The organism is Sphingobium limneticum (assembly GCF_008710165.1).
GTDB lineage: Bacteria > Pseudomonadota > Alphaproteobacteria > Sphingomonadales > Sphingomonadaceae > Sphingobium > Sphingobium limneticum.
Window position 1 is genome coordinate 85,941 of sequence record NZ_VYQA01000016.1, and the last position, 19,959, is coordinate 105,899.

14 protein-coding genes are annotated in these 19,959 nt (G+C 63.3%); 4 read left to right on the forward strand and 10 right to left on the reverse strand.

The features are described from left to right. Nucleotides 1-6: 6 nt before the first annotated feature. Both F4U95_RS18635 and F4U95_RS18640 read left to right on the forward strand, forming a co-directional pair. On the forward strand, nt 7-939 hold the full coding sequence (locus F4U95_RS18635; protein ID WP_120252654.1) for an SDR family NAD(P)-dependent oxidoreductase: 933 nt from the start codon (nt 7-9) through the stop codon (nt 937-939). Next, nucleotides 936-1,829 (forward strand): SDR family oxidoreductase, encoded by an 894-nt coding sequence (locus tag F4U95_RS18640; protein ID WP_120252655.1) that lies wholly within the window; start codon nt 936-938, stop codon nt 1,827-1,829. Before F4U95_RS18635 ends, F4U95_RS18640 begins: the two co-directional genes overlap by 4 nt. Before the next feature lie 335 nt (nt 1,830-2,164). On the opposite strand, the gene F4U95_RS18645 is transcribed toward F4U95_RS18640, so the two are convergent. The 7 genes from F4U95_RS18645 to F4U95_RS18675 form a co-directional block, all read right to left on the reverse strand. Continuing rightward, the gene (locus F4U95_RS18645; RefSeq protein ID WP_120252656.1) at nt 2,165-3,037 is read right to left on the reverse strand and encodes an amidohydrolase family protein; all 873 of its coding nucleotides are present in this window, start codon (nt 3,035-3,037) and stop codon (nt 2,165-2,167) included. Continuing rightward, the gene (locus tag F4U95_RS18650; RefSeq protein WP_120252657.1) at nt 3,027-5,156 is read right to left on the reverse strand and encodes a PQQ-dependent dehydrogenase, methanol/ethanol family; all 2,130 of its coding nucleotides are present in this window, start codon (nt 5,154-5,156) and stop codon (nt 3,027-3,029) included. The genes F4U95_RS18645 and F4U95_RS18650 overlap by 11 nt, the downstream gene beginning before the upstream one ends. A 43-nt stretch (nt 5,157-5,199) precedes the next feature. Beyond that, the gene (locus F4U95_RS18655) at nt 5,200-6,762 is read right to left on the reverse strand and encodes an AMP-binding protein (RefSeq protein ID WP_120252658.1); all 1,563 of its coding nucleotides are present in this window, start codon (nt 6,760-6,762) and stop codon (nt 5,200-5,202) included. 4 nt (nt 6,763-6,766) lie between these two features. Further along, nucleotides 6,767-7,516 carry a glutathione S-transferase family protein gene (locus F4U95_RS18660; RefSeq protein WP_120252659.1) on the reverse strand — a complete coding sequence of 250 codons (750 nt, stop codon included), beginning with the start codon at nt 7,514-7,516 and terminating at the stop codon, nt 6,767-6,769. Beyond that, nucleotides 7,513-8,280, reverse strand: coding sequence for a glutathione S-transferase family protein (locus F4U95_RS18665; RefSeq protein WP_150412171.1), 768 nt, complete (start codon nt 8,278-8,280; stop codon nt 7,513-7,515). Before F4U95_RS18665 ends, F4U95_RS18660 begins: the two co-directional genes overlap by 4 nt. A gap of 75 nt (nt 8,281-8,355) precedes the next feature. Beyond that, the gene (locus F4U95_RS18670; RefSeq protein WP_232016518.1) at nt 8,356-10,857 is read right to left on the reverse strand and encodes a TonB-dependent receptor; all 2,502 of its coding nucleotides are present in this window, start codon (nt 10,855-10,857) and stop codon (nt 8,356-8,358) included. 274 nt (nt 10,858-11,131) lie between these two features. Further along, nucleotides 11,132-11,596: a Saro_0803 family transcriptional regulator gene (locus tag F4U95_RS18675; protein WP_120252661.1), complete on the reverse strand. Its 465-nt coding sequence runs from the start codon at nt 11,594-11,596 to the stop codon at nt 11,132-11,134. A gap of 103 nt (nt 11,597-11,699) precedes the next feature. On the opposite strand from F4U95_RS18675, the gene F4U95_RS18680 reads away from it, so the two are divergent. Continuing rightward, nucleotides 11,700-13,169: a lignostilbene-alpha,beta-dioxygenase gene (locus tag F4U95_RS18680; RefSeq protein WP_150426656.1), complete on the forward strand. Its 1,470-nt coding sequence runs from the start codon at nt 11,700-11,702 to the stop codon at nt 13,167-13,169. 104 nt (nt 13,170-13,273) lie between these two features. Next, a complete protein-coding gene (locus F4U95_RS18685; protein ID WP_120252662.1) occupies nt 13,274-15,781 on the forward strand; it encodes a porin family protein in 2,508 nt (835 codons plus the stop codon). Between the two features lie 87 nt (nt 15,782-15,868). Here the strand turns inward: F4U95_RS18685 and F4U95_RS18690 are convergent, their stop codons facing one another. From F4U95_RS18690 to F4U95_RS18700, 3 genes are read right to left on the reverse strand one after another with little or no spacing between them, the layout of a single operon-like run. Continuing rightward, on the reverse strand, nt 15,869-17,473 hold the full coding sequence (locus tag F4U95_RS18690) for an MFS transporter (RefSeq protein ID WP_120252663.1): 1,605 nt from the start codon (nt 17,471-17,473) through the stop codon (nt 15,869-15,871). Beyond that, nucleotides 17,470-18,525, reverse strand: a complete 1,056-nt coding sequence (locus F4U95_RS18695) for an amidohydrolase family protein (protein WP_120252664.1) — start codon at nt 18,523-18,525, stop codon at nt 17,470-17,472. The genes F4U95_RS18690 and F4U95_RS18695 overlap by 4 nt, the downstream gene beginning before the upstream one ends. A 3-nt stretch (nt 18,526-18,528) precedes the next feature. After that, the gene (locus F4U95_RS18700; protein WP_120252665.1) at nt 18,529-19,956 is read right to left on the reverse strand and encodes an NAD-dependent succinate-semialdehyde dehydrogenase; all 1,428 of its coding nucleotides are present in this window, start codon (nt 19,954-19,956) and stop codon (nt 18,529-18,531) included. Between the last annotated feature and the right edge of the window lie 3 nt (nt 19,957-19,959).

Here is a 19,959-nt window from a genome sequence, read left to right on the forward strand (position 1 = left end):
GATCAGATGACGATAGCAACCAGCCCGATGGGCGACGTGCATGGCAGGACGGCCTTCATCACCGGGGGCGCGAACGGCATAGGCCTGGGCATAGCCCGCGCTTTGGTGCGGGCGGGCGCCAATGTGGTGATAGCCGACATTCGCGAAGATTCGCTGGCGCAGGCGAAGGCCGACCTTGGTGCCGACGCACAGGTGGAAACGGTGCAGCTGGATGTCACCGACCGCGCGGCTTTTGCCCGCGCCGCAGATGCGGCGGAGGCCCGCTTCGGCAAGATCCACATGCTGGTCGGCAATGCCGGCGTCGGCGTGATGGGGCCGGTGCTGGACGCGCGGTTCGACGATTGGGATTGGGGCATGGGCGTCAATCTGGGCGGGGTCATCAACGGCCTCGTCACGATCCTGCCGCGGATCAAGGCGCATGGGGAGGGCGGACAGATCGTCACCACCTCTTCCCAATCGGCGCTGATCCCGATCAGCTATTCGGCCATTTATACAGCGGCGAAGGCCGCCGTACTGGGCATCTCCGAAGCGATCCGGGGCGAGTTGGCAGCGGAAAATATCGGCGTATCGGCCTTCATGCCGGGGCCGGTGCAGAGCCATATTGCCCATAGCGGCGAGTTGCGCCCGGCCGAATATCGCGAAGACAGCGGCTATCGCCAGCGTGAGGAGGAGCTGGAGCAGCGCCCCGTCTCCCCGCTGTGGATGAGCGCGGACGAGGTGGGCGAGCGGGTGCTGGCCGGCATCCGGAACAACGACCTTTACATCCTGACCCATCCCGAATTTGGCGCCGGGATGAAGACGCGCTTCGACGCGATCCTGGCGTCCGTCCCGGATGAGGCGATCAATCAGGACCGAGCGAAGGAGATCGGCTTCCTGCTCGGCAATTCGGTGTTCGACGACCAACTGGCCCGCCGCAATGCGAAGGAACTGGCGGCATGACCAAGGTAGCGGGGCGTACCGCCTTCATCACCGGCGGCGGATCGGGCGTGGCGCTGGGGCAGGCGAAGGTGTTTGCGCAGGCCGGCTGCAAGGTCGCGATCGTCGACATCAGGCAGGACCATCTGGACGAGGCGATGGCCTGGTTCGAGGGGCGTGGCCATGATGTGATGGCGGTGAAACTGGATATCACCGACCGGGATGCCTATGAGCGCGCCGCCGACGCGGTGGAGGCTAAGCTGGGGCCGGTCGAGCTGCTGTTCAACACGGCGGGCGTGTCGATCTTCGGCCCGCTCCAGAACGCCACTTATGATGACTGGGATTGGCAGCTGGACGTCAATCTGAAGGGCGTCATCAACGGCATCCAGACCTTCGTGCCGCGTATGATAGAGCGGGGCAAGGGCGGGCATATCGTCAATACCGCGTCCATGTCCGCCTTCGTCGCGCTCAAGGGGACAGGCATTTACTGCACGTCGAAAATGGCGATCCGGGGCCTCTCCGAATGTTTGGCGCTGGATCTGGCCGACCACGGCATCGGCGTGTCGATGCTCTGCCCCGGCGCAGTCAACAGCAACATCCATGAAGCGGTGCTGACCCGCCCGGCGCATCTGCAGAGTACCGGCTATTATGGCGCGGACCCCGATGTCATGGCGCATCTGAAACAGGTGATCGCCGTCGGTATGGAACCCGAAGTGCTGGCCCAATATGTGCTGAAGGGCGTGGAGGCGGACCAGCTCTATATCCTGCCCTATCCCGAATTTCGCGGGACGCTGGAGGACATCCATGAGCGGGTCATGACATCGCTCGCCAAGCCTGAGGATGATCCCGATTATGAAAAGCGGGTCGCCCATGGCGTGCCAGGCGGGGAGAAGCGGGAAAAGGTCGATAGCTAAGTCAGGCAGTTTCCTCTGGCCGGGACGGATAAAGGGGTCTGCCCGGCCAGCTTTTTTGAAGCGGATTATTCTACTGGCGCTGCCTTAGCTTCGCACATTTCCCGCTAAATTTATTGTTTCCGAACAAGAGTTGGAAATTTTACGACAAAACCGCACCCTCCAGTTCCCTGCGCTCGCAAGGGCGATATCATGACAGGATCGCCGCTTGTAGGACAGATGCAATAGCAAGAAGTTGACACATAGGAAGCGTTGCCCGGCGCAGGCCGGGGTCCAGTTCGACGGTCTGAACTGGGGCCCGGGCTGCGCCGGGAACGCAAAGTTCATCGCTCGTTTGCTTAACCCAGCCCCAGCAATTTCACCGCATTATCTTTCATGATCAGCGGCAGCACTTCCTCGCGGAAGCCGGCTTCGCGGGCGGCGTCGATCCATTTTTCCGGGCGGATGAGCGGCCAGTCGGAGCCGAAGAGCATCTTATGCTTCAGCTGGGTGTTGGCGTATTGGATCACCTGTTTCGGGAAATATTTGGGCGACCAGCCGGACAGGTCCATGAAGACATTATCCTTGTGCAGCGCCATCGACAGGCTCTCGTCGGTCCAGGGCCAGCTTGGATGGGCCAGGATGATCTTCATGTCGGGAAAATCGACCGCGACATCGTCCACCAATATGGGCTGACCATATTTCAGCCGGACGCCGCCGCCGCCGCGCATCCCCGTCCCCATGCCCGAATGGCCGGTGTGGAAGATGGCGGGCAGCTTATATTCCGCGATCACTTCATAAATAGGATAGGCGACCCGGTCGGCCGGGTGGCAATCCTGCATGATGCCGTGGAATTTGAAGCCTTTGACCCCGTAATTCTCCACAAGATCACGCGCTTCGCGCGCACCGAACTTCCCCTTGCGCGGATCGATTGAGGCGAAGGGGATGACGATGTCGCTATCGTTCGCGGCCAGTTCCGCCACTTCATAATTGCTGATCCGCTTGGCCCCGATGCCGCTCTCGCAATCGACGGTGAACAGGCAGAAGGCGATATTCTGCGCCCGATAATAAGCGATGGTTTCAGGGATGGTCGGCCGCTTGCGGTCCGCCTTAAAATAGGCCGACGCCGCGTCGAAATATTTGGCCATCACCGGGTCTTCGGGATCATGGCACGACACTTCGGCATGGACATGGACGTCGATGGCGAGAACCTTCGTCGGATCAACGGGCATTGGGCTTGCTTTCCAGTGTCTTGTCCTCATTGGCGCGGTGGATGACGTAGGCGCGAATATCCTCGATCTCCTTGGGGGAGAAGATCGATGCGAAGCTGACCATGCCATTATCCTTGAGCGCGCCGTCATGCACGATCATCTGCCAAGTGCCCTTGTCGTTCAAGGCAGCGCTGCGGCGCAAATCTGGGACGATGCTGCCGCCGATCGCGGAATCGCCGTGGCAGGTGCTGCAATAGCGGCCAAAATGCTTGGCACCGGCCGCTATGTCCGCCGCGCTGGCGGTGGAGGGCGGCGGGTCGAGCGGCATGGCGTTATGGGGCGGGGGCGCGGGCAGTGTGCCCTTGCCATCCAGCTTGAAGACGAGCAGGCGGCTGATGTTGCGGCTGGGACCGCTCTTGTCGGACAGGATGCCGGGCGCCAGCGCCCAGACGCCGCCCCAGCCGGCCATCACCGCCACATATTGCGCCCCGTCCAGTTCATAGCTGATCGGCGCCGCGACGATGCCGGTCTGTGCCGGGAAAGACCAGAGTTTGCGGCCGTCCTTGGTCGCATAAGCGTTGAAGTCGCCGGTCGCCGTCCCCTGAAACACCAGATCGCCGCCGGTGGCGAGCAGACCGCCATTCCACGGTCCCTTGTAGGAGACGCGCCATTTTTCCTTCTGCGTGACCGGATCCCAGGCGATCAGCGCGCCGGTGGTCGCCTTCATCGCCGCGTCACGCACCGCCTTGTCGGCCGGCATAGCGGCCGCCGCGATATCGACGCCGACATTGAACCCCAGTCTGTTCGCCTTCCATCCCTTTTCCGGAATATAGGGGAAGGCGGCCAGATTGGCGGGGATGAAGACGGTCCGGCTTTTGGGATCGAAGGCCATCGGATGCCAGCTATGCGCCCCGGTCGCACCGGGGGAGCCGATGAACGGCTTGCCGGTCTTGTAATAGCGCGCCTCCGGATTTTCGATCGGGCGGCCGGTCGTCATGTCGATGCCGCTGGCCCAATTGACCGGCACGAAATTCTTCGCCGACAGCAGTTTGCCGTTGGTGCGGTCCAGCACGTAAAAGAAGCCGTTCTTGGGCGCCTGCATCAGCACTTTTTTCTTCTGTCCGCCAATCTCCATGTCGGCGAGCATGATATGCTGGGTGGCGGTAAAGTCCCAGCTGTCGCCGGGCGTGGTCTGATAATGCCAGGCATATTCGCCCGTCTTCGCATGCACCGCGACGATGGAAGAGAGATAGAGATTGTCGCCCTTGCCCTCCGACCGATAGGCCTGGTTCCAGGGCGAGCCATTGCCGACGCCGATATAGAGCAGGTCCAGCTCCGGGTCATAGGCCATGGCGTCCCACACGGTGCCGCCCCCGCCCTGTTTCCACCACTCCCCATACCAGGTGGCGGCGGCCTTCTTGAGGTAATCCGCTTCCTTCTCCGTGCCTGGCTGGGCCGGGACGGTGTAGAATTTCCACTTTTCCGTGCCGGTGTCGGCGTCATAGGCGGCGACATAACCGCGCGCGCCAAATTCCGCGCCGCCATTGCCGATGACGACCATGCCGTTCACCACGCGCGGGGCGCCCGTGATGGTGTAATTCTTCGTCTGGTCGAGCGTGACCTTGCTCCAGACCGGCTTGCCGCTCTTGCGGTCGATGGCGATCAGGCGACCGTCCAGCGTGCCGACGAAAATCTTGTCGCCCCATGCCGCCACGCCGCGATTGACCGCGTCGCAGCAGGCTTTCACCAACGTCTCGCGCGGCACTTGCGGATCATAGGACCAGAGCAGCTTGCCGCTGCGCGCGTCATAGGCCTTCACCATGCTCCAGGCGGTGGAGACATAGAGGGTGCCGTCGATGAAGAGCGGGGTCGCCTCCTGCCCGCGATTGGTATCCATGTCGGCGGACCAGGCGAGGCCGAGTTTGCCGACCGTATTCTGATTGATCGCGGACAGCGGGCTGAAGCGCTGTTCATCATAGGTGCGGCCGGTCGACAGCCATTCGGCGGGCTTGGCCGCGATGATCCGGGCGGCATCGACCCCGCTGGTGGAGGTTGGCGTGACCGCGTCCTGGCTCGTCCCCTTGCCACAGGCCGACAGGGCCAGACTCGTTCCCAACAGCAGCGCAATCGCGACCCGCATCCTCTTCCTCTCCATTTGTGGCGCGGATGTTCGCATCCGTCGCTCAGTTCACCATCCGCCCGCCGGTCCAATAGGCGGCGCGCAGGGCTTTCTTGTCCATCTTTCCCGCAGCAGTCCGGGGAATGGCGCGGACGAAGGCAACGCTTTTGGGCGCCTTCACTCCGCCCAGCCGGGCCTTGGCATGGGAGATGATCTCTGTTTCCCCGATATTGTCGGCGACGACAATGGCGTGGACGGCCTCGCCCCATTTTTCATGGGGGATGCCGATGACCGCACATTCGCGCACGGCGGCCAGTTCGGTGACGGCGGCCTCCACCTCGGCGGAGAAGACGTTGAAGCCGCCGGACACGACCATGTCCTTCTTGCGGTCGACGATATAGAGATAGCCGTCCGCATCGCGCCGGGCGACGTCGCCGGTGTGATGCCAGCCATGAGTGCGCACCTCGGCAGTGGCATCGGGCATCTGATAATATTCTCGCGAGACGAGCACGCCGCGCACCACCAGTTCGCCCGCCTCGCCATCGGGCAGGAGCGCGCCGTCTTCGCCCATGATGGCGACGCGCACGGAGCGGGTCGGTCGCCCGCAACTGGCGAGCCGTTCTGGGCGATCGCCGGCTGCCGATTCTGCGACATCCTCGGGCGCGAGCCAGGTGACGATCATCGGCGATTCCACCTGGCCGTAAGCCTGGCAGAGGCAGGGGCCGAATATCTCCACCGCCTGCCGCAATTTTTCCGGCGAAACGGGCGATCCAACCAGCAGGAAGATTTTGAGCGAGGACGTGTCGCTGCCCACCAGCTCCGGCGCATCGAGAAGGCTGTAGAGCGCGGTCGGCGGCATATAGACATGGGTGACGCGGTGGCGCGCGATCGTGTCGAGCACGACGGCGGCGTCAAAACCGGGCAGGATCACCTGCGTCGCGCCCAAGGACAGGGTGGCGAGCGCCACTGGCCCTGCGGCGTGGGTGATCGGTGCGACAACGAGTGAGACAGGTGATTGCGTTCTGCCATCGACCGAAGCGGCCAGCGTTTCGATCATCGTGCCCCAGCCCAGATTGGTGACCACTACCCCCTTGGACGGACCGGTGGTGCCGCCGGTGGGGAAGAGGCCCACCACATCGTCGGGCTTGCCGAACGGGTCGGAAAAGTCGGGAAGGCTGTCCAACTCGCTGTTCGCAATGAACTGGTCGAGCGAGGGATCGCCATCATGCGCGCGGTCGAGACAGACGAAGCGGGTGAGGCTGGGCACGCGTGCCTTGAGTGCCGCCACATCCTCTGCCTGGCTGCTGTGATAGAAGAGCCAGCCGCAACGGACATAGTCGAGATAGGCGGCATTGGCGTCGATCGCGTTGCGGGTGTTGACCGGCACCCACTGGCCATTGGCGCGCCAGATGGCGAGCAGGGCGACCATCATCGTCGCACTGTTGGGGCCATAGAGAGCGATCGGCTGCTGATTGCGGAAGCCTGCCGCATGAAGCGCGGCGGCGATCCGGATCGTCTGCGCCCTGACCGCCGCGAAGCTCAGCGTCTCGCCGCTCTCCACGTCGATCAGGCAGGACCGTTCGGGGTCAAGATCATGGCCCCGGTCGAAATAGTCGATCGCGCGCATAATATCAGCCCCAGCGATTGATCTCCGGGCCGGGTGCCCAGATGGTTTCGGGTTTGGGGACGGTGGCAAGGCCCAGCGCCTGCGCCACGGCGGGGCGGGCACGCAGCCGCGCTTCCCAGGCGTCGGTCAGCGGCGCGGCGGTAAAGGCGTCCGGCACGATCGCGCGCATCCCCGCCAGCCAGGCATGGGTTTCGAGGTCCGCGATGGAGAAATCGCCCATCAGCCAGTCGCGGCCATCGGCCAGTTGCGTTTCCAGCTTCTCGACCGCCTGCACGATCTTGGCGCGGCTGTCGGCCAGTTGGGCTTCGTCCACCTTGCCCTCGACTGCCTGCGTCCAGCGCGCGGCAAGGTCCGCGCTGACGATGCCGGCAGGGACGGCGGGGGGCGGCGTGGCGGCATTGCCCAGCGCGGCGGCGGCGGGGGCGACGCGCTCGATCACATAGCGACACCAGGCCATCATCTGCCAGCGGGCATAGGGATCGGCCGGGCGGATCGCAGGGTCGGTGCCGATATCATCCAGATAGCAGGCGATAAAGACGCTGTCGGTCATGGCGACGCCATCGACCACCAGCACCGGCCCTTCGCCTTCGATCGAATGGTCCACTTCTAGGGGATGGGGCAGGGCGGTCGAGTGCCGCTCCCCAGCGACAAGATCGATCGGGCGACGGTCCAGAACGACGCCTTTCTCGACGGCGGCGGCCAGGACGGTGAAGGACGGGCCATTGGGCTGGCCATGATAGAGGGTGCCGGTCATGCAGGTTCGCTTTCGAGCAGGGAAATACGACGGGCGAGGTCGGTGCGGCCCAAGGCCCAGCAGGCGCGGGTCGCAGGGCGCGCATAGATGGCGCGCAGCCAGCGCATGATGTTGGGGGTCAATTTGTCGTTGCACAGATGCGGCTGCGACAGCGGCATGGCATAGGCGAGGTTGAAGCCGTTAATGTCGGCCAGACCATAGCTGTCCGACGCCAGCCATTCCCGCTCACCCAGCGCCTGCTCCAGATAACCGATGCCGAGGCCGACGCGGCGATGCGATTCCGTCATTTCCTCCGCAGAGAAGGCGCCGTTGATCGCTTTGCGCCAGGCGACACGCCGTTCGGGCATGGGGATGCGGTCGATCGCCGCTTCCAGTTCGGCCGGGTCTTTCTGCCGCACCGACGGGCCGACGAACACGCTCCAGCCGATCATCGAGAAGCTGGGCGCGAGCCACTGGTCGAGGAATTTCATCCACCAGCGGGTGCGCCATTGATCGACCGGGTCGGCGGGCATCAGGCGCGGGCCGTCGAACGCTTCATCCACATATTCCATGATGGCGGTGGATTCGGTCAGCACCAGCTTGCCATGGGTCATGGCGGGAATGGTGCCGAGCGGATTGACCGCCAGATAGTCCGGCTTGTGCTGATCGAAATTCAGCAGGTCGAGATAATGGCTGTCGAACGCGACGCCCTTTTCGAACAGTGCCAGCATGGGCTTGCCCGAATTGGCGTTGGGTTCCCAATGATAAAGTGTGACGTCGGTCATGCCGCATGCGTCTCCAGAAAGAAGCCGGTCGGGCGTGCGCAGCCCGACCGCGAGTTTTCCCACTTGGGGGGAGGCCTAAAATTTCTTTTTCACCGTCACCGCCCATTCGCGCGGGTTGCCGGGGCGTGCCTTGCGCACGCCCGCGCCTGCGCCGCGCAGGTCGAAGACGGAGAGATAATAATATTTGTCGAAGAGGTTGGTGACTTCGAACGAGACGTCGAGATCCTCGTCCGCATTCTGCCAGGTCAGGCGTGCGTTTGCCAGCGTGTAGGCCGGCACGAAGTTGAGGATGCGGGTGCCGTTGATGACCGCCGAACCGCCGAACTTCTTGTCTTCATAGGTGACGTCGAAGCGCGGGGTCAGGCTGCCGGCTTTGTCCAGATCGATCTTATACTGCGCCCCAAGGCTGAACTTCCAAGGCGGCGAGACTGGCGGATCGTCGGCCGATACACCGCCAGGATTGGTCGGATAGGCCGCTGCGGGATCGAGGCTGCTCGCCTTATATTTGAAGTCGAGATAGCTGATCGACGCATCGATCGCGAGGCCGTCGATCGGATAGGCAGACAGTTCGGCCTCGAACCCCTTGACCCGCGCGTCGCCGGCATTGAGGCGGGCGGCGCAGGGCGCGGTCGGGCAGGTCAGCACCGGAATCTGGATATCGACATAGTCGTTGATGAAGGCGGCAGCGTTCAGGCGGACGCGGCGATTGAAGAAGTCGCTCTTGAAGCCGACTTCATAGGCGGTCAGTTTTTCGGGACGAAAGGCGATGACCTGCTGCGTGGTGAAGGGGCGTGGGTTGGAGCCGCCGCCCTTGAAGCCGGTCGATACCGATCCATAGACCATCAGACTGTCGGTCAGGCGATAATCGGCCGCAACGCGATAGTCCCAACGCTTGGCGCTGTAATGGGCGGTCAGGCCCGACAGCGCCGTGACGGTTTCGGTTCTGTTGCCATTGCCATTATAGTCGAGTGTATCCGCGCCGGAATAGCCGATGCCATAGGCTGCCCCGACCGGATCGAGGAAGCGGTTGACCGTACCGTCGAAGTTCAGGCGATAATAGGTCTGGTCCTTGGTTTCCGTCGTGTAGCGCAAACCGCCGCTCAGCGTCAGGCGATCGACCGGCTTCCAGGAGATATGGGCGAAGGCCGCCTTCGCTTCTGCCTTGGTGGGATCGGGCTGGCGGAATTGCAGAGGATAGACCGGGACGTAGCGAATGTCCTGAAGGGAGTCGTAAGTGGAACTCTGCTTGAAATAATAGCCGCCGACCGTGGCATTGAGATTGTCGCCCAGTTCCGCGTTCAGCCGGACTTCCTGGCTGAAGCTCCAATTTTCCAGATAATTGCGGCCGAAGCCGATGTTGGCAGGTGAGATATCATCATCGGAATCGAACCGGGTGTTGAAGGTGCGGTACCCGGTGATGGACGACAGTTTGAAGGCGTCGGACAGGGCATAGTTGATCTGCCCCGACACGCCCCAGCCCTTGTAGAGGCTGCGGTCCGTGCCCTGCGTCGCGGCAAGCGGCGTGCCGGCTGCGCCATAGGGATCGACCGGGATGGGCGGGGTCCAGACGCCGGCAGGCTGGCCGGTGCCGATATAGTTGCAATAGCGGCCGCAGATGAAGCGATTATCATAGACGACGCCGGGCGCTGGATTGGTGTTGGGCGACGCGACCGTGCTGGTCGCCAGCAACACTTCGCCGGCGATCGTATGTTCGTCGCGGGTGTAATCGCCGATGACGGTGACATCCAGCTTGTCGCTGGGCTCCCAGAAGGCGATGGCACGAATTGCCTGATAACCAACGCCGCCCAGCTTGCTGATGGTGCAGTCGCCGGCCGGCTGGGTCGACGGGATGCCGCTGCCCGGATTGGCGCAGCCATAGTCGACCCGGTCGACGAAACCGTCCTGCTGCTTGGCGACGCCGGAAATGCGAACGGCCAGCGTGTCGGTGATGCCGAAATCGGCGGCTGCACGAATGCCGATGCGGTTGCGGATGCCGTAATTGACCTCGACGAAGCCGCCGCCATCGCCGCTGGGGCGCTTCGAGTAGAGCTTGATCGCGCCGCCCTCGGCATTGCGGCCGGCCAGAGTACCTTGCGGGCCGCGCAGGATTTCGACGCGGTCGAGATCGAGCAGTTCGAACACCGCGCCGGTCAGCTGCGGATAATAGACATCGTCGATATAGATGCCGACGCCCGGTTCATAAGCGGGGTTGAAGTCGTTCTGGCCCACGCCGCGGATCGAGGCGGTAATGGAGGGGCCGAAGGAGGCACCCTGCGGCTTTAGGGAAACGTTCGGCGCGGAATCGGCCATTTGCGCCAGGTTGGTCTGGCTCTTGGCCTCCAGTTCGGCGGCGCCGACGGCAGTGATGGAGATCGGCGTATCCTGCAACCGCTGAGCGCGGAACTGGGCGGTGACGACGATGTCCGCGACGGACGATTGCGAGGCGGCTTCCTGCTCGGCCGCTTGTGGCGCGGCGGCGGGCGGCTGGGCCTGTGCCGAGGCTGGCGTTGTGATTGCGAGGATGGAGGCCGACGCCAACAGGGCGCGCGACATCATTGCACGAAGATCGTGTTGCATGGGTAATCCCCTCTCCTAATCCGGCTTTGTTAGATCCGCCCTGACCGGACGTGACCCGCCTTGTGACATGCTGTGTGTCGATTGTTAGTAAGACATACAATTTTGCCCGTTGCAAGGGCTTGGTAGCCCCGACGACGAACATTGTCGCAATATTTGCCAATATTGCGAGAGGGCAAATAATGCTGTTGTCTCTATTGGTAGTAGCGGCAGTAACAGGATGATGGCGGCGGGGACGGGAAGGCCACGAAAATCCCGGATAATGTCCTTTGCCGGGTCAGACGTAGACGCGGCGCAACAGCTCCACCAGCATGGCGGTTTCGGCCGGGCTGAACCGCGCCTTGAGCCAATTTTCATGCGCCGCGATGCAGGCGCGCGCATCGGCCAGCGAGTCGCGGCCGCTGTCGGTCAGGCTCAATGTCTGGCGGCGACGGTCCTGTGCGGAGGCGCCGCGGGTCAGGAAACCCCGGTCCTGCATGCGGTTTACGATGGCCATGACGCTGGCCCGGTCCATCTTCAACCGGCGACCGATATCGGCCTGGGCGATACCGGGCTGATCCTCGATCAGCCAGAGGACGGCGACCTGCTTCTGGGTCAGGCCAAGGTCGCTGAACGTCTCGGTAAAATGCTGGTAGACTGCTGCGCTGGCGAGCCGGATGTGGAAACCGACCAGCCCATCGATGCCGCTGAGGCCAGGATCGGGGAAGAGGTCGAGCGGTTCGATGTCTTTCATGGTATTCATAGTAACAGTGTGTGCAGTAAGTGTTGGTCCGTCAATCCTGCGGCTTGAAAAAATGTGAGTGTCACATACAATATCCTCAACCAGAACAGGGAGAGGATCAGCCGTGGCGCATTTTCCGGACACACCGTCCTTCACGGGTTTCAACACGCCTTCACGGATCGAGGCGGATATTGCCGATCTGGACGTGAAGGGGGCAGTGCCGACCGAACTGGATGGAGCCTTTTACCGGGTGCAACCGGACCCGCAATTTCCGCCGTTGCTGGGCGACGACATCGCCTTCAACGGCGATGGCATGATCTCCATGTTCCGGTTCAAGGACGGCCAGGTGAGCCTGCGGCAGCGCTGGGCAAAGACCGACAAATGGAAGCTGGAGCATGAGGCGGGGCGGGCGCTGTTCGGGGCCTATCGCAATCCGCTGACCGACGACGAGTCGGTAAAGGGCAAGACACGAGGCACCGCGAACACCACTGCCTTCATTCATGGCGGGCGGCTCTATGCGCTGAAGGAAGACAGTCCGGCACTGGTGATGGATCCGGCGACGCTGGAGACGGACGGCTATACGCGCTTCGACGGCGCGATGACGGGGCAGACTTTTACCGCCCATCCCAAGATCGATCCGGCCACCGGCGACATGATCGCCTTTGGCTATGCGGCCAAGGGGGTACTGACGCGGGACATGACCTATTATGTCGTGTCGCCCGACGGCATGCTGAAACAGGAATTGTGGTTCGAACTGCCCTATTACGCCATGATGCACGATTTTGCGATCACGCCCGATTATGCGCTGTTTCACGTCGTGCCGAGCACGTCCAACTGGGAAAGGCTGGAACAGAGGCTGCCGCATTTCGGTTTCGATACGACGCTGCCTGTCTATCTGGGCGTGTTGCCGCGCCGGGCCGATGCGAGCGCGGCGGACATTCGCTGGTTCAAACGCGACAATTGCTTCGCCAGCCATGTCATGAATGCCTTTCAGGAGGGGACGAAGATCCATTTCGATACGCCCGAGGCGAAGAATAACATGTTCCCCTTCTTCCCCGACATTCATGGCGCGCCGTTCAATGGGCCGGAATCGGCGAGTTTTCTGACGCGCTGGACGGTGGACATGGCTTCCAATGGCGAGGATTTCGCGAGCGTGCGGCGATTGACCGACATGATGGGGGAGTTTCCGCGCATCGACGATCGGCAGACGGGGCTGCCCTATCGCTATGGCTGGCTGCTGGTGATCGACCCGACCAAGCCGGTGGAATTGAAGGGCGGCAGCCCGTCCGGCATGCTCATGAACACGCTGGGCCTGATCGATCATCAGACCGGGGAAAAGCAACGCTGGTGGTGCGGGCCTGTATCCTCGTTGCAGGAACCCTGCTTCATCCCGCGCACGCCGGATTCGGCGGAGGGCGATGGCTGGATCGTGCAGGTCTGCAACCGGCTGGAAGAACATCGCAGCGACCTGCTGCTGTTTGATGCGCTGGATATCGCCAAGGGACCGATCGCGGAAATCCAGGTGCCCATCCGGCTGCGCTTCGGCCTGCATGGCAATTGGGCGAATGCGGACCAGATCGGGCTGGTAGGGTAATGCATCCGCCCAATTGAGACGCATTTGCACTTTTGTCTTGCCTGTACCTGACATTTTTTGAATTCATATCTTCGCATAAAGTCAGGTGGTTATTTGCGGCGGGCATGATTGGACAAAAGCGTCATGGCAGGCTGATCGGCTGCACCATCCTGTTGCTGTCGGGTGGGGGAGCGATGGCGCAGCACAGGCAATCGGCGTCGGCCGATCCCATCGTCGTCAACGGGCGAAAGCAGCTAGGCGAGACGCAGCCGCTCCGTCATTTCGATGCGGACGAATTGCGGGCCATGGGCATCACCAGCATCAAGGACATGATGGAGCGCCTGGGCGCGCAGTTGAAGGGCGCGGATGGCGCTAATCCGGTCTATGCCATCAACGGGCGGCGTCCGCTGGACGATGAAGAAGTGCAGAGCCTGCCTTTCGATGCGATCCAGTCCTTCGACCTGCTGCCGCAGGAGGCCGCGGCCGGACTTGGCTATTCGCCCAATCAGCCGGTCCTGAATTTCACCACCAAGGCGAAATTCCAGGGTTTCGAAACGATGGCCAATGGCCAGACCAGCACCGATGGCGGTGGCGGCTCGGCGGACGGTCGCTTTGCCGCGACCCGGCTCCGCGGCAAGACACGCTTCACATTGACCGCCACCTGGTTGCGGCAGAACGAATTGCGACAGGACCGGCGGTCGATCCGTCCCGATCCCAGCCTCCCCTTCGACAGCGTCGGCAATGTGACCGCTCTGGGGGGCGGAGAGATTGACCCGCAACTAAGCGCGCTGGCGGACAATCCGGTGACGATCGCCGCGGTCCCGCGCGATCCTGCCGCGCGACGGGAACTGGACGCCTATCTGCCCGGCGCCAATCGCCCCAATGTCACCGATCCGGGCGCCTATCGCAGCTTGCAGCCACGTCAGCGCACGATGAAGATTGCCGGCTTTTTCAGCCAACCCATCAGCGAGCGGACCACCGCCGCGCTCAGCCTGTCGGCCGAACGGCAACGCAGCTGGTCGCTTCAGGGGCTGGGGACGGCGTCGCTGCTGGTTCCAGCGGGCAACATCTCCTCCCCCTTCGCCAACGACATATGGCTCAACCGCTATGTCAACGAGGCGGATCCGCTGACCCAGAGTGGCAGCATATGGACGCTGCATGCAGGCTTGGGGTTCGTCGGTGCCTTTGGTGGATGGAATTGGTCGCTCCGGCTCAATCATGATCGCAAACATAATCAGAACGATAGCGAACTCGGGTTCGACATGGCCGGCGTTCAGGACGCGATCATGCAGGGCGGCGATGCCTTCGCGCCTTTTGCGGCCGATCAGATCGGCGTGGCCATCCGCGATCGCTCCCGCTCGATCGTCACGACGAACGATGCGCAACTGATTCTCAACGGCACAGTCCTGACCCTGCCGGCCGGCCCAGTCGCGGTGACGACGACGTTCAATGCACAACGATCCCGCAGCGACAGCCAGTCTCGCGCTTTCCCGGATGCGGATAGCCTGCTTGGTCGCAGCCAGGGAGGCAGCAGCCTGGCTCTGTCCATTCCCATCGCATCGGCGGCGGATAATATTCTGCCTTTCCTAGGCCGGCTGTCGGCCGATGTGTCGGGTGGTGTCAACGCGGTCAGCCGCTATGGCCCGCTCTACACTGCGCATGCCAGCCTGATCTGGACGCCGGTGCGGCGGGTTCAACTGCTCGCGACGCTCAAACATGCGGAAACCGCGCCGACGCTGGATCAACTGGGCGCGCCCCGCATCGCCACGCCCAATACGCCCTTCGTCGACCTGGTGTCGGGCGAAAGCCTGTTCGTCACATCGGTGTTCGGCGGTAATCCCGGCCTGTCTGCCGAAAAGCGACGGACGTTGACGCTGACCGCCAATATCCAGCCTTTGCGAACCGACGCCTTTCGCGCCAGCCTCTTCTATGAAGAGGCACGCCTTTATGACCAGGCGGCGACCCTGTCGGTCCTGACGCCGGCGATTGCGGCGGCCTTTCCCGATCGTTTCGTGCGGGACGCGGCCGGCCAGTTGACCAGCGTGGATCTGCGCCCGCTCAATCTGCATCGCGAACGGCAAAGGACGGTGAAGGCGAGCCTGTCCTTTTCCGGGCCGATCGGTCCCAAGCCGGCAAAGCCACCGGAAGGCCAGCCACCCAAAATGACCTATCTCCATGCGTCGTTGACGCCTGCGTTGCGGCTGGAGGATCGGCTCTTGCTCAGCCCCGGTGCGACGCCGCTCGATCTGCTGGACGGCGATAATATCGTCGCGAGCGGCGGTCGGCCCCGCTGGGATGTGCAGGGCGATCTGGGGCTGTACCGCAATGGGATCGGCATGTTCGTGCAATCCGTCTATCATTCGGGGAGCCGTGCGCGAAGCCCGATCGAAACGGCGGATCTGCGCTTTGCCAGTTTGGGCACGACTGCGCTTACCCTATACGCCAATATGGAGCAGTTGTGGCCCAAGGCAGGCTGGGCCAAGAAGCTGATGATCGACGCGACCATCCGGAATGTCGCCAATGCACGGCCGCAGGTTCGGGACCGGCGGGGCGATACGCCCATCGGTCAGCAACCGGCCTATCTCGATCCGCTGGGGCGGGTCGTCAGCCTGCGAATATTCAAGCGTTTCTAGATCGGATTTCAAATAAATCGGACCGCCCGCCGGTTAAGACAAGGCGCCACATCTTGCCCGTGCCGCCTGACCGGGATCGGCGCCGGATCATAGCCTCTCCCCCGCCGCCCGCGCGCGCGGGATCAGGCCGGCATGGTCGCGCTCCACCCGCCACAGCAGGATCAGCAACAGCAGCACCAGCGGCGGCGCCACCCAGTTGATCGACAGGATCGCGCCGCCCAGATCGCCGCCGCGCGCATCGCTGATCATCCCCACCGCATAGGGGCCGATACCAAGACCGAAGATGGTCGACACGACGATATAGAGGCTGACTGTCAGGCCTCGCATGCGCGGCAGCACCTGTTCGAACAGCACGGCGTAAAGCGGCGGCATCCACATGGTAAGGACAAGGCTGTAGAGGGTGAAGCGCAGGTAGAAGCTGCTCGCATCCCCCGCGCGATAGACCCACAGCGCGATCAGCGGCGACAGGCTCATGGCGAACAGCGCCACCCAGACACGGCGCGACAGGCGATGCGCGCCGATCCGGTCGGACAGCGGCCCGGCCAGCAGTGGCCCGGCCACGCCCAAAGCGGCGGACAACAAGCCGAATTGCATGCCCGTGTCGGCGGGCGAGAGGCCGTAGCTTTTCATGAGGAAGGATGGCGTGAAACCCATCACGCCATAGTTGATGACGCCCTGCAACGATCCCGCCGCGATGCACAGCAGCAGTGAGGGGTTGCGGGTGATGAGCGCGAAGGCGACCGGATCGCGCCCTTTGAGATTCTGCATCAGGTTGATGATGACGAAGGCGCCGAAACCGATGACGCTCCATTGCACGACATGCGGGCTGATCGCGACGCCGCCCAGCATCAGCGGCGGGCGCGGCGAGAAGGCCTCGGCCCAGCGGATCGCCAGAAGCATGACGATGACGATCAGCGCCAGCGACGCGATGTTGCGCAGCCAGTCGCGCCCGCTGGCGCGGGCATGCGCAAGGCTGAGCCAATGAAAGCCCGGCGTCACCGCGCACAAGACGGACAGGCTGGCGCGGAAGGGATGGGGATCGGGCGGCGTCGGGATGCCATCCATCGCGCCGCGCGGCGGCTCGGCAAGGCGGCTCATCAGGAAGGCGATGAGGAAGCCGGGTGTTGCGGCCACGGCAAAGGCGAACTGCCAGCCTTTGAGGCCCAGAGGCGCCGTGCCCGCTGCATAGCGCGCATCCCACCATTGGGCCGCGACGCCGCCGATGATCAGCGATCCGCCAAGGCCGATGGCGATCGCGGCGGCCATCACCGCCATCACCATGCCGCGCTTTTCACGCGGGAAATAATCATAGGTCAGGCTGGTCCCGGCCGGCTGGGATGCGGCCTCGCCAATGCCTACGCACAGGCGAGAGAGCATCAGCGTGAAGAAGCCGGTGGCAAAGGCCGCGCCGCCGGTCGCCAGCGACCAGAAGCTGATGGTGATGGCGAGCAGCTTCGTGCGTATCCACCCGTCCGCCAGCCGTCCTAATGGCAGGGAAAAAAGCGCGTAGAAGAGCGCGAAGACGGTGCCGTAGAGCAGCCCCATCTCGGCGTCGCCGATCTTCAGGTCCGCCTTGATCGCCGGGGCCAATATGGCGAGGATGTTGCGGTCGAGCAGGCTGACCAGATTGGTGCCGGCGACCAGAGCCAGCGCATAATAAGCAGTGCTGCGGGGTGGGATCGTCTGGTTCACAGGCGGAACACACGCTCGGCATTGCTTTGCATCAGCTTGCGCTTCGCGGCGTCGGACATGGCCAGCAGGTCATGCGTCCGGACCTCGTCCGCCACATATTGATAGGGATAGTCCATCGCATACATGACCCGATCCTCCCCCAGTACGGATTGCGCGAATGTGATCGCGGGCGCCCATGCCATGCCGCTGGTGGTAACGCAGACGTTGGATCGCATATAGTCATGGATCGATTTATTGAGTGGCTTCATCCGCTCATAGCGCTGCGAGCGCACGCCGGCCTGGTGCATATAGTCCAAGCGATAGAGCCAGTAAGGTAAAGCTTCCCCCATATGGCCGACGACGATCTGCAAGTCGGGATAACGGTCGAAAATGCCGATGGTGATGAGCCGCAACAGGTGCATCCCCGTCTCTACGCCAAAGCCGAAGATCGCTCCGTCCAGCCCCGCGTCCAGCATAGGCCCGATCATCGCGTCGGGCGGGGTCGAGGGGTGGATGTAGAGCGGCTGGCCGGTATCGGCGAGCGCGCGAAAGATCGGGTCGAATTTGGGATCGTCCAGATACTCGCCCTGGCTATGGCTGTTCACCATCACGCCTTTGAATCCCAGATCGTGCGCGCCGCGCCGGATTTCGGCAGCGGACCAGTCCGGGTCCAGCGGCGCGATGGAGGTCATGCCGACGAAGCGGTTGGGATGGGCGGCGCAACGACCGGCCAGATGATCGTTGGCGCGGCGCACCATCGCCTTGGCTTCGGCGATATCCAGCAGGGGCTGCACCCCTGGCGATGTCAGCGAGAGGATCGCCACGTCTATACCGGTCGCATCCATATCCGCCAGCCGCTGGTCGCCCAGGTCCAGCAATCGGTCGATGATCTGGGTTGCGCGCTCCGACGGTGACTGGGCGTAAAAGCCCCAGAGTGACGCCATGCCCCGGTCCGCCGTTCCGTCACGCACCATGCGCAGATAGGCGTCGATCTGCTCGCGCGTAGCGAACGCCTCTTCGGTGGCGATGCGCAAATAGCCGCGATCGCCGCCGGTTTTGAGTTCATGCGTCATCGCTTATCCTTCATGCACGGCTTTGGTGACGAGGCAGGCGTCTATCCCTTCCGGTCCGTCCTCCGCGCCATGGCCCGACCATTTAACCCCGCCAAAGGGGGAGTCCGATCCGCCGATCATCGCCGTGTTGATGCCGACCATCCCAGCCTCCACCGCTCGCGCGACCCGGCGCTGTCGCGCGGCGTCGCTGGTCCAGGCATAGGCGGCCAGCCCATAGGGCAGACGATTGGCCTCCGCGATCATGGCGGATTCATCGGCATAGGCGTTGATGAGGGCTACGGGGCCGAAGGGCTCCTCGTTCATGATCGTGGCGTCGATCGACGTGCCCGACAGCACCGTGGGCGCGTAGAAATAGCCCTCGTTACCGATCCGTTCGCCACCAGTTTCCAGACGGGCACCTTTCGCCACCGCATCACCGATCAACCGGCCCATCGCGTCCAGTCGCCGGGCATTGGCCATCGGCCCCATGATGCTACCGGGGGAGGAGCCATCGCCGACCACGACCTTCTTCGCGCGATCGACGAAGCCGGTAAGGAAGCGGTCATGTACGCTGGCTTCGACGATGAAGCGGGTCGGCGACACGCAGACCTGTCCTGCATTGCGATATTTGCCGGCCACCACGGTATCGAGCGCCTTGTCGATATCGGCGTCGGCAAAGATCAGCACCGGGCCATGGCCGCCCAGTTCCATCGTGGTGCGCTTGCAATCCTCCGCCGCGAGTTTGGCCAGATGCTTGCCGACGAGCGTGGAGCCGGTGAAGCTCATCTTGCGGATGATGGGGGAACCGAGCAGATGACGCGACACCTCATCGGGCACGCCGAACACCGCCTGCGCGACATCGCCTGGCAGGCCGGCGTCGAGCAGGCATTGCAATATGGCGAGCGCGGACGCCGGCGTTTCCTCCGCCGCCTTCAATATGACCGAACATCCCGCCGCGATCGGCGCGCCCAGCTTGCGACCGGGATTGCCGAGTGGGAAGTTCCACGGCGCAAAGGCCGCGACCGGGCCGACCGGCTCCTTCGTCACCGTCGATCGCTGGCCGACCGGGCGCACCAGTGCCCGGCCATAGAGGCGGAAGACTTCGCCGGCGTAGAAGTTGAACAGGCTGACGTTCATCATTACTTCGATGCGCGCCTCAGCCAGCGTCTTGCCCTGCTCCAGCGTGGCGATCCGGGCCAGTTCCTCCTGCCGTTCGACCATCAGCCGCGCCGCGCCTTGCAGCACGGCGGCCCGCTCCTGCGGGGTGCTATCGCGCCAGCGGTGGAAGCCCCGCTGCGCTGCCGCAAGCGCGGCGTCCAGGTCTGTCGCATCGGCCAGCGGCAAATCGGCCAGCGCTGCGCCGGTAGCGGGATTGACGACCACATGAGTCCGCCGCCCGCCGCCCGACAGCCGCTGGCCGTCGATCATCAGATAGAGATCGGGATAGGCCATGGC

Excerpts from the sequence above, each read along its gene's own strand:
- F4U95_RS18635 (WP_120252654.1), top strand. The coding sequence starts at position 7 with ATGACGATAGCAACCAGCCCGATGGGCGACGTGCATGGCAGGACGGCC.
- F4U95_RS18640 (WP_120252655.1), top strand. The coding sequence starts at position 936 with ATGACCAAGGTAGCGGGGCGTACCGCCTTCATCACCGGCGGCGGATCG.
- F4U95_RS18645 (WP_120252656.1), bottom strand. The coding sequence starts at position 3,037 with ATGCCCGTTGATCCGACGAAGGTTCTCGCCATCGACGTCCATGTCCAT.
- F4U95_RS18650 (WP_120252657.1), bottom strand. The coding sequence starts at position 5,156 with ATGCGGGTCGCGATTGCGCTGCTGTTGGGAACGAGTCTGGCCCTGTCG.
- F4U95_RS18655 (WP_120252658.1), bottom strand. The coding sequence starts at position 6,762 with ATGCGCGCGATCGACTATTTCGACCGGGGCCATGATCTTGACCCCGAA.
- F4U95_RS18660 (WP_120252659.1), bottom strand. The coding sequence starts at position 7,516 with ATGACCGGCACCCTCTATCATGGCCAGCCCAATGGCCCGTCCTTCACC.
- F4U95_RS18665 (WP_150412171.1), bottom strand. The coding sequence starts at position 8,280 with ATGACCGACGTCACACTTTATCATTGGGAACCCAACGCCAATTCGGGC.
- F4U95_RS18670 (WP_232016518.1), bottom strand. The coding sequence starts at position 10,857 with ATGCAACACGATCTTCGTGCAATGATGTCGCGCGCCCTGTTGGCGTCG.
- F4U95_RS18675 (WP_120252661.1), bottom strand. The coding sequence starts at position 11,596 with ATGAATACCATGAAAGACATCGAACCGCTCGACCTCTTCCCCGATCCT.
- F4U95_RS18685 (WP_120252662.1), top strand. The coding sequence starts at position 13,274 with ATGATTGGACAAAAGCGTCATGGCAGGCTGATCGGCTGCACCATCCTG.
- F4U95_RS18695 (WP_120252664.1), bottom strand. The coding sequence starts at position 18,525 with ATGACGCATGAACTCAAAACCGGCGGCGATCGCGGCTATTTGCGCATC.
- F4U95_RS18700 (WP_120252665.1), bottom strand. The coding sequence starts at position 19,956 with ATGGCCTATCCCGATCTCTATCTGATGATCGACGGCCAGCGGCTGTCG.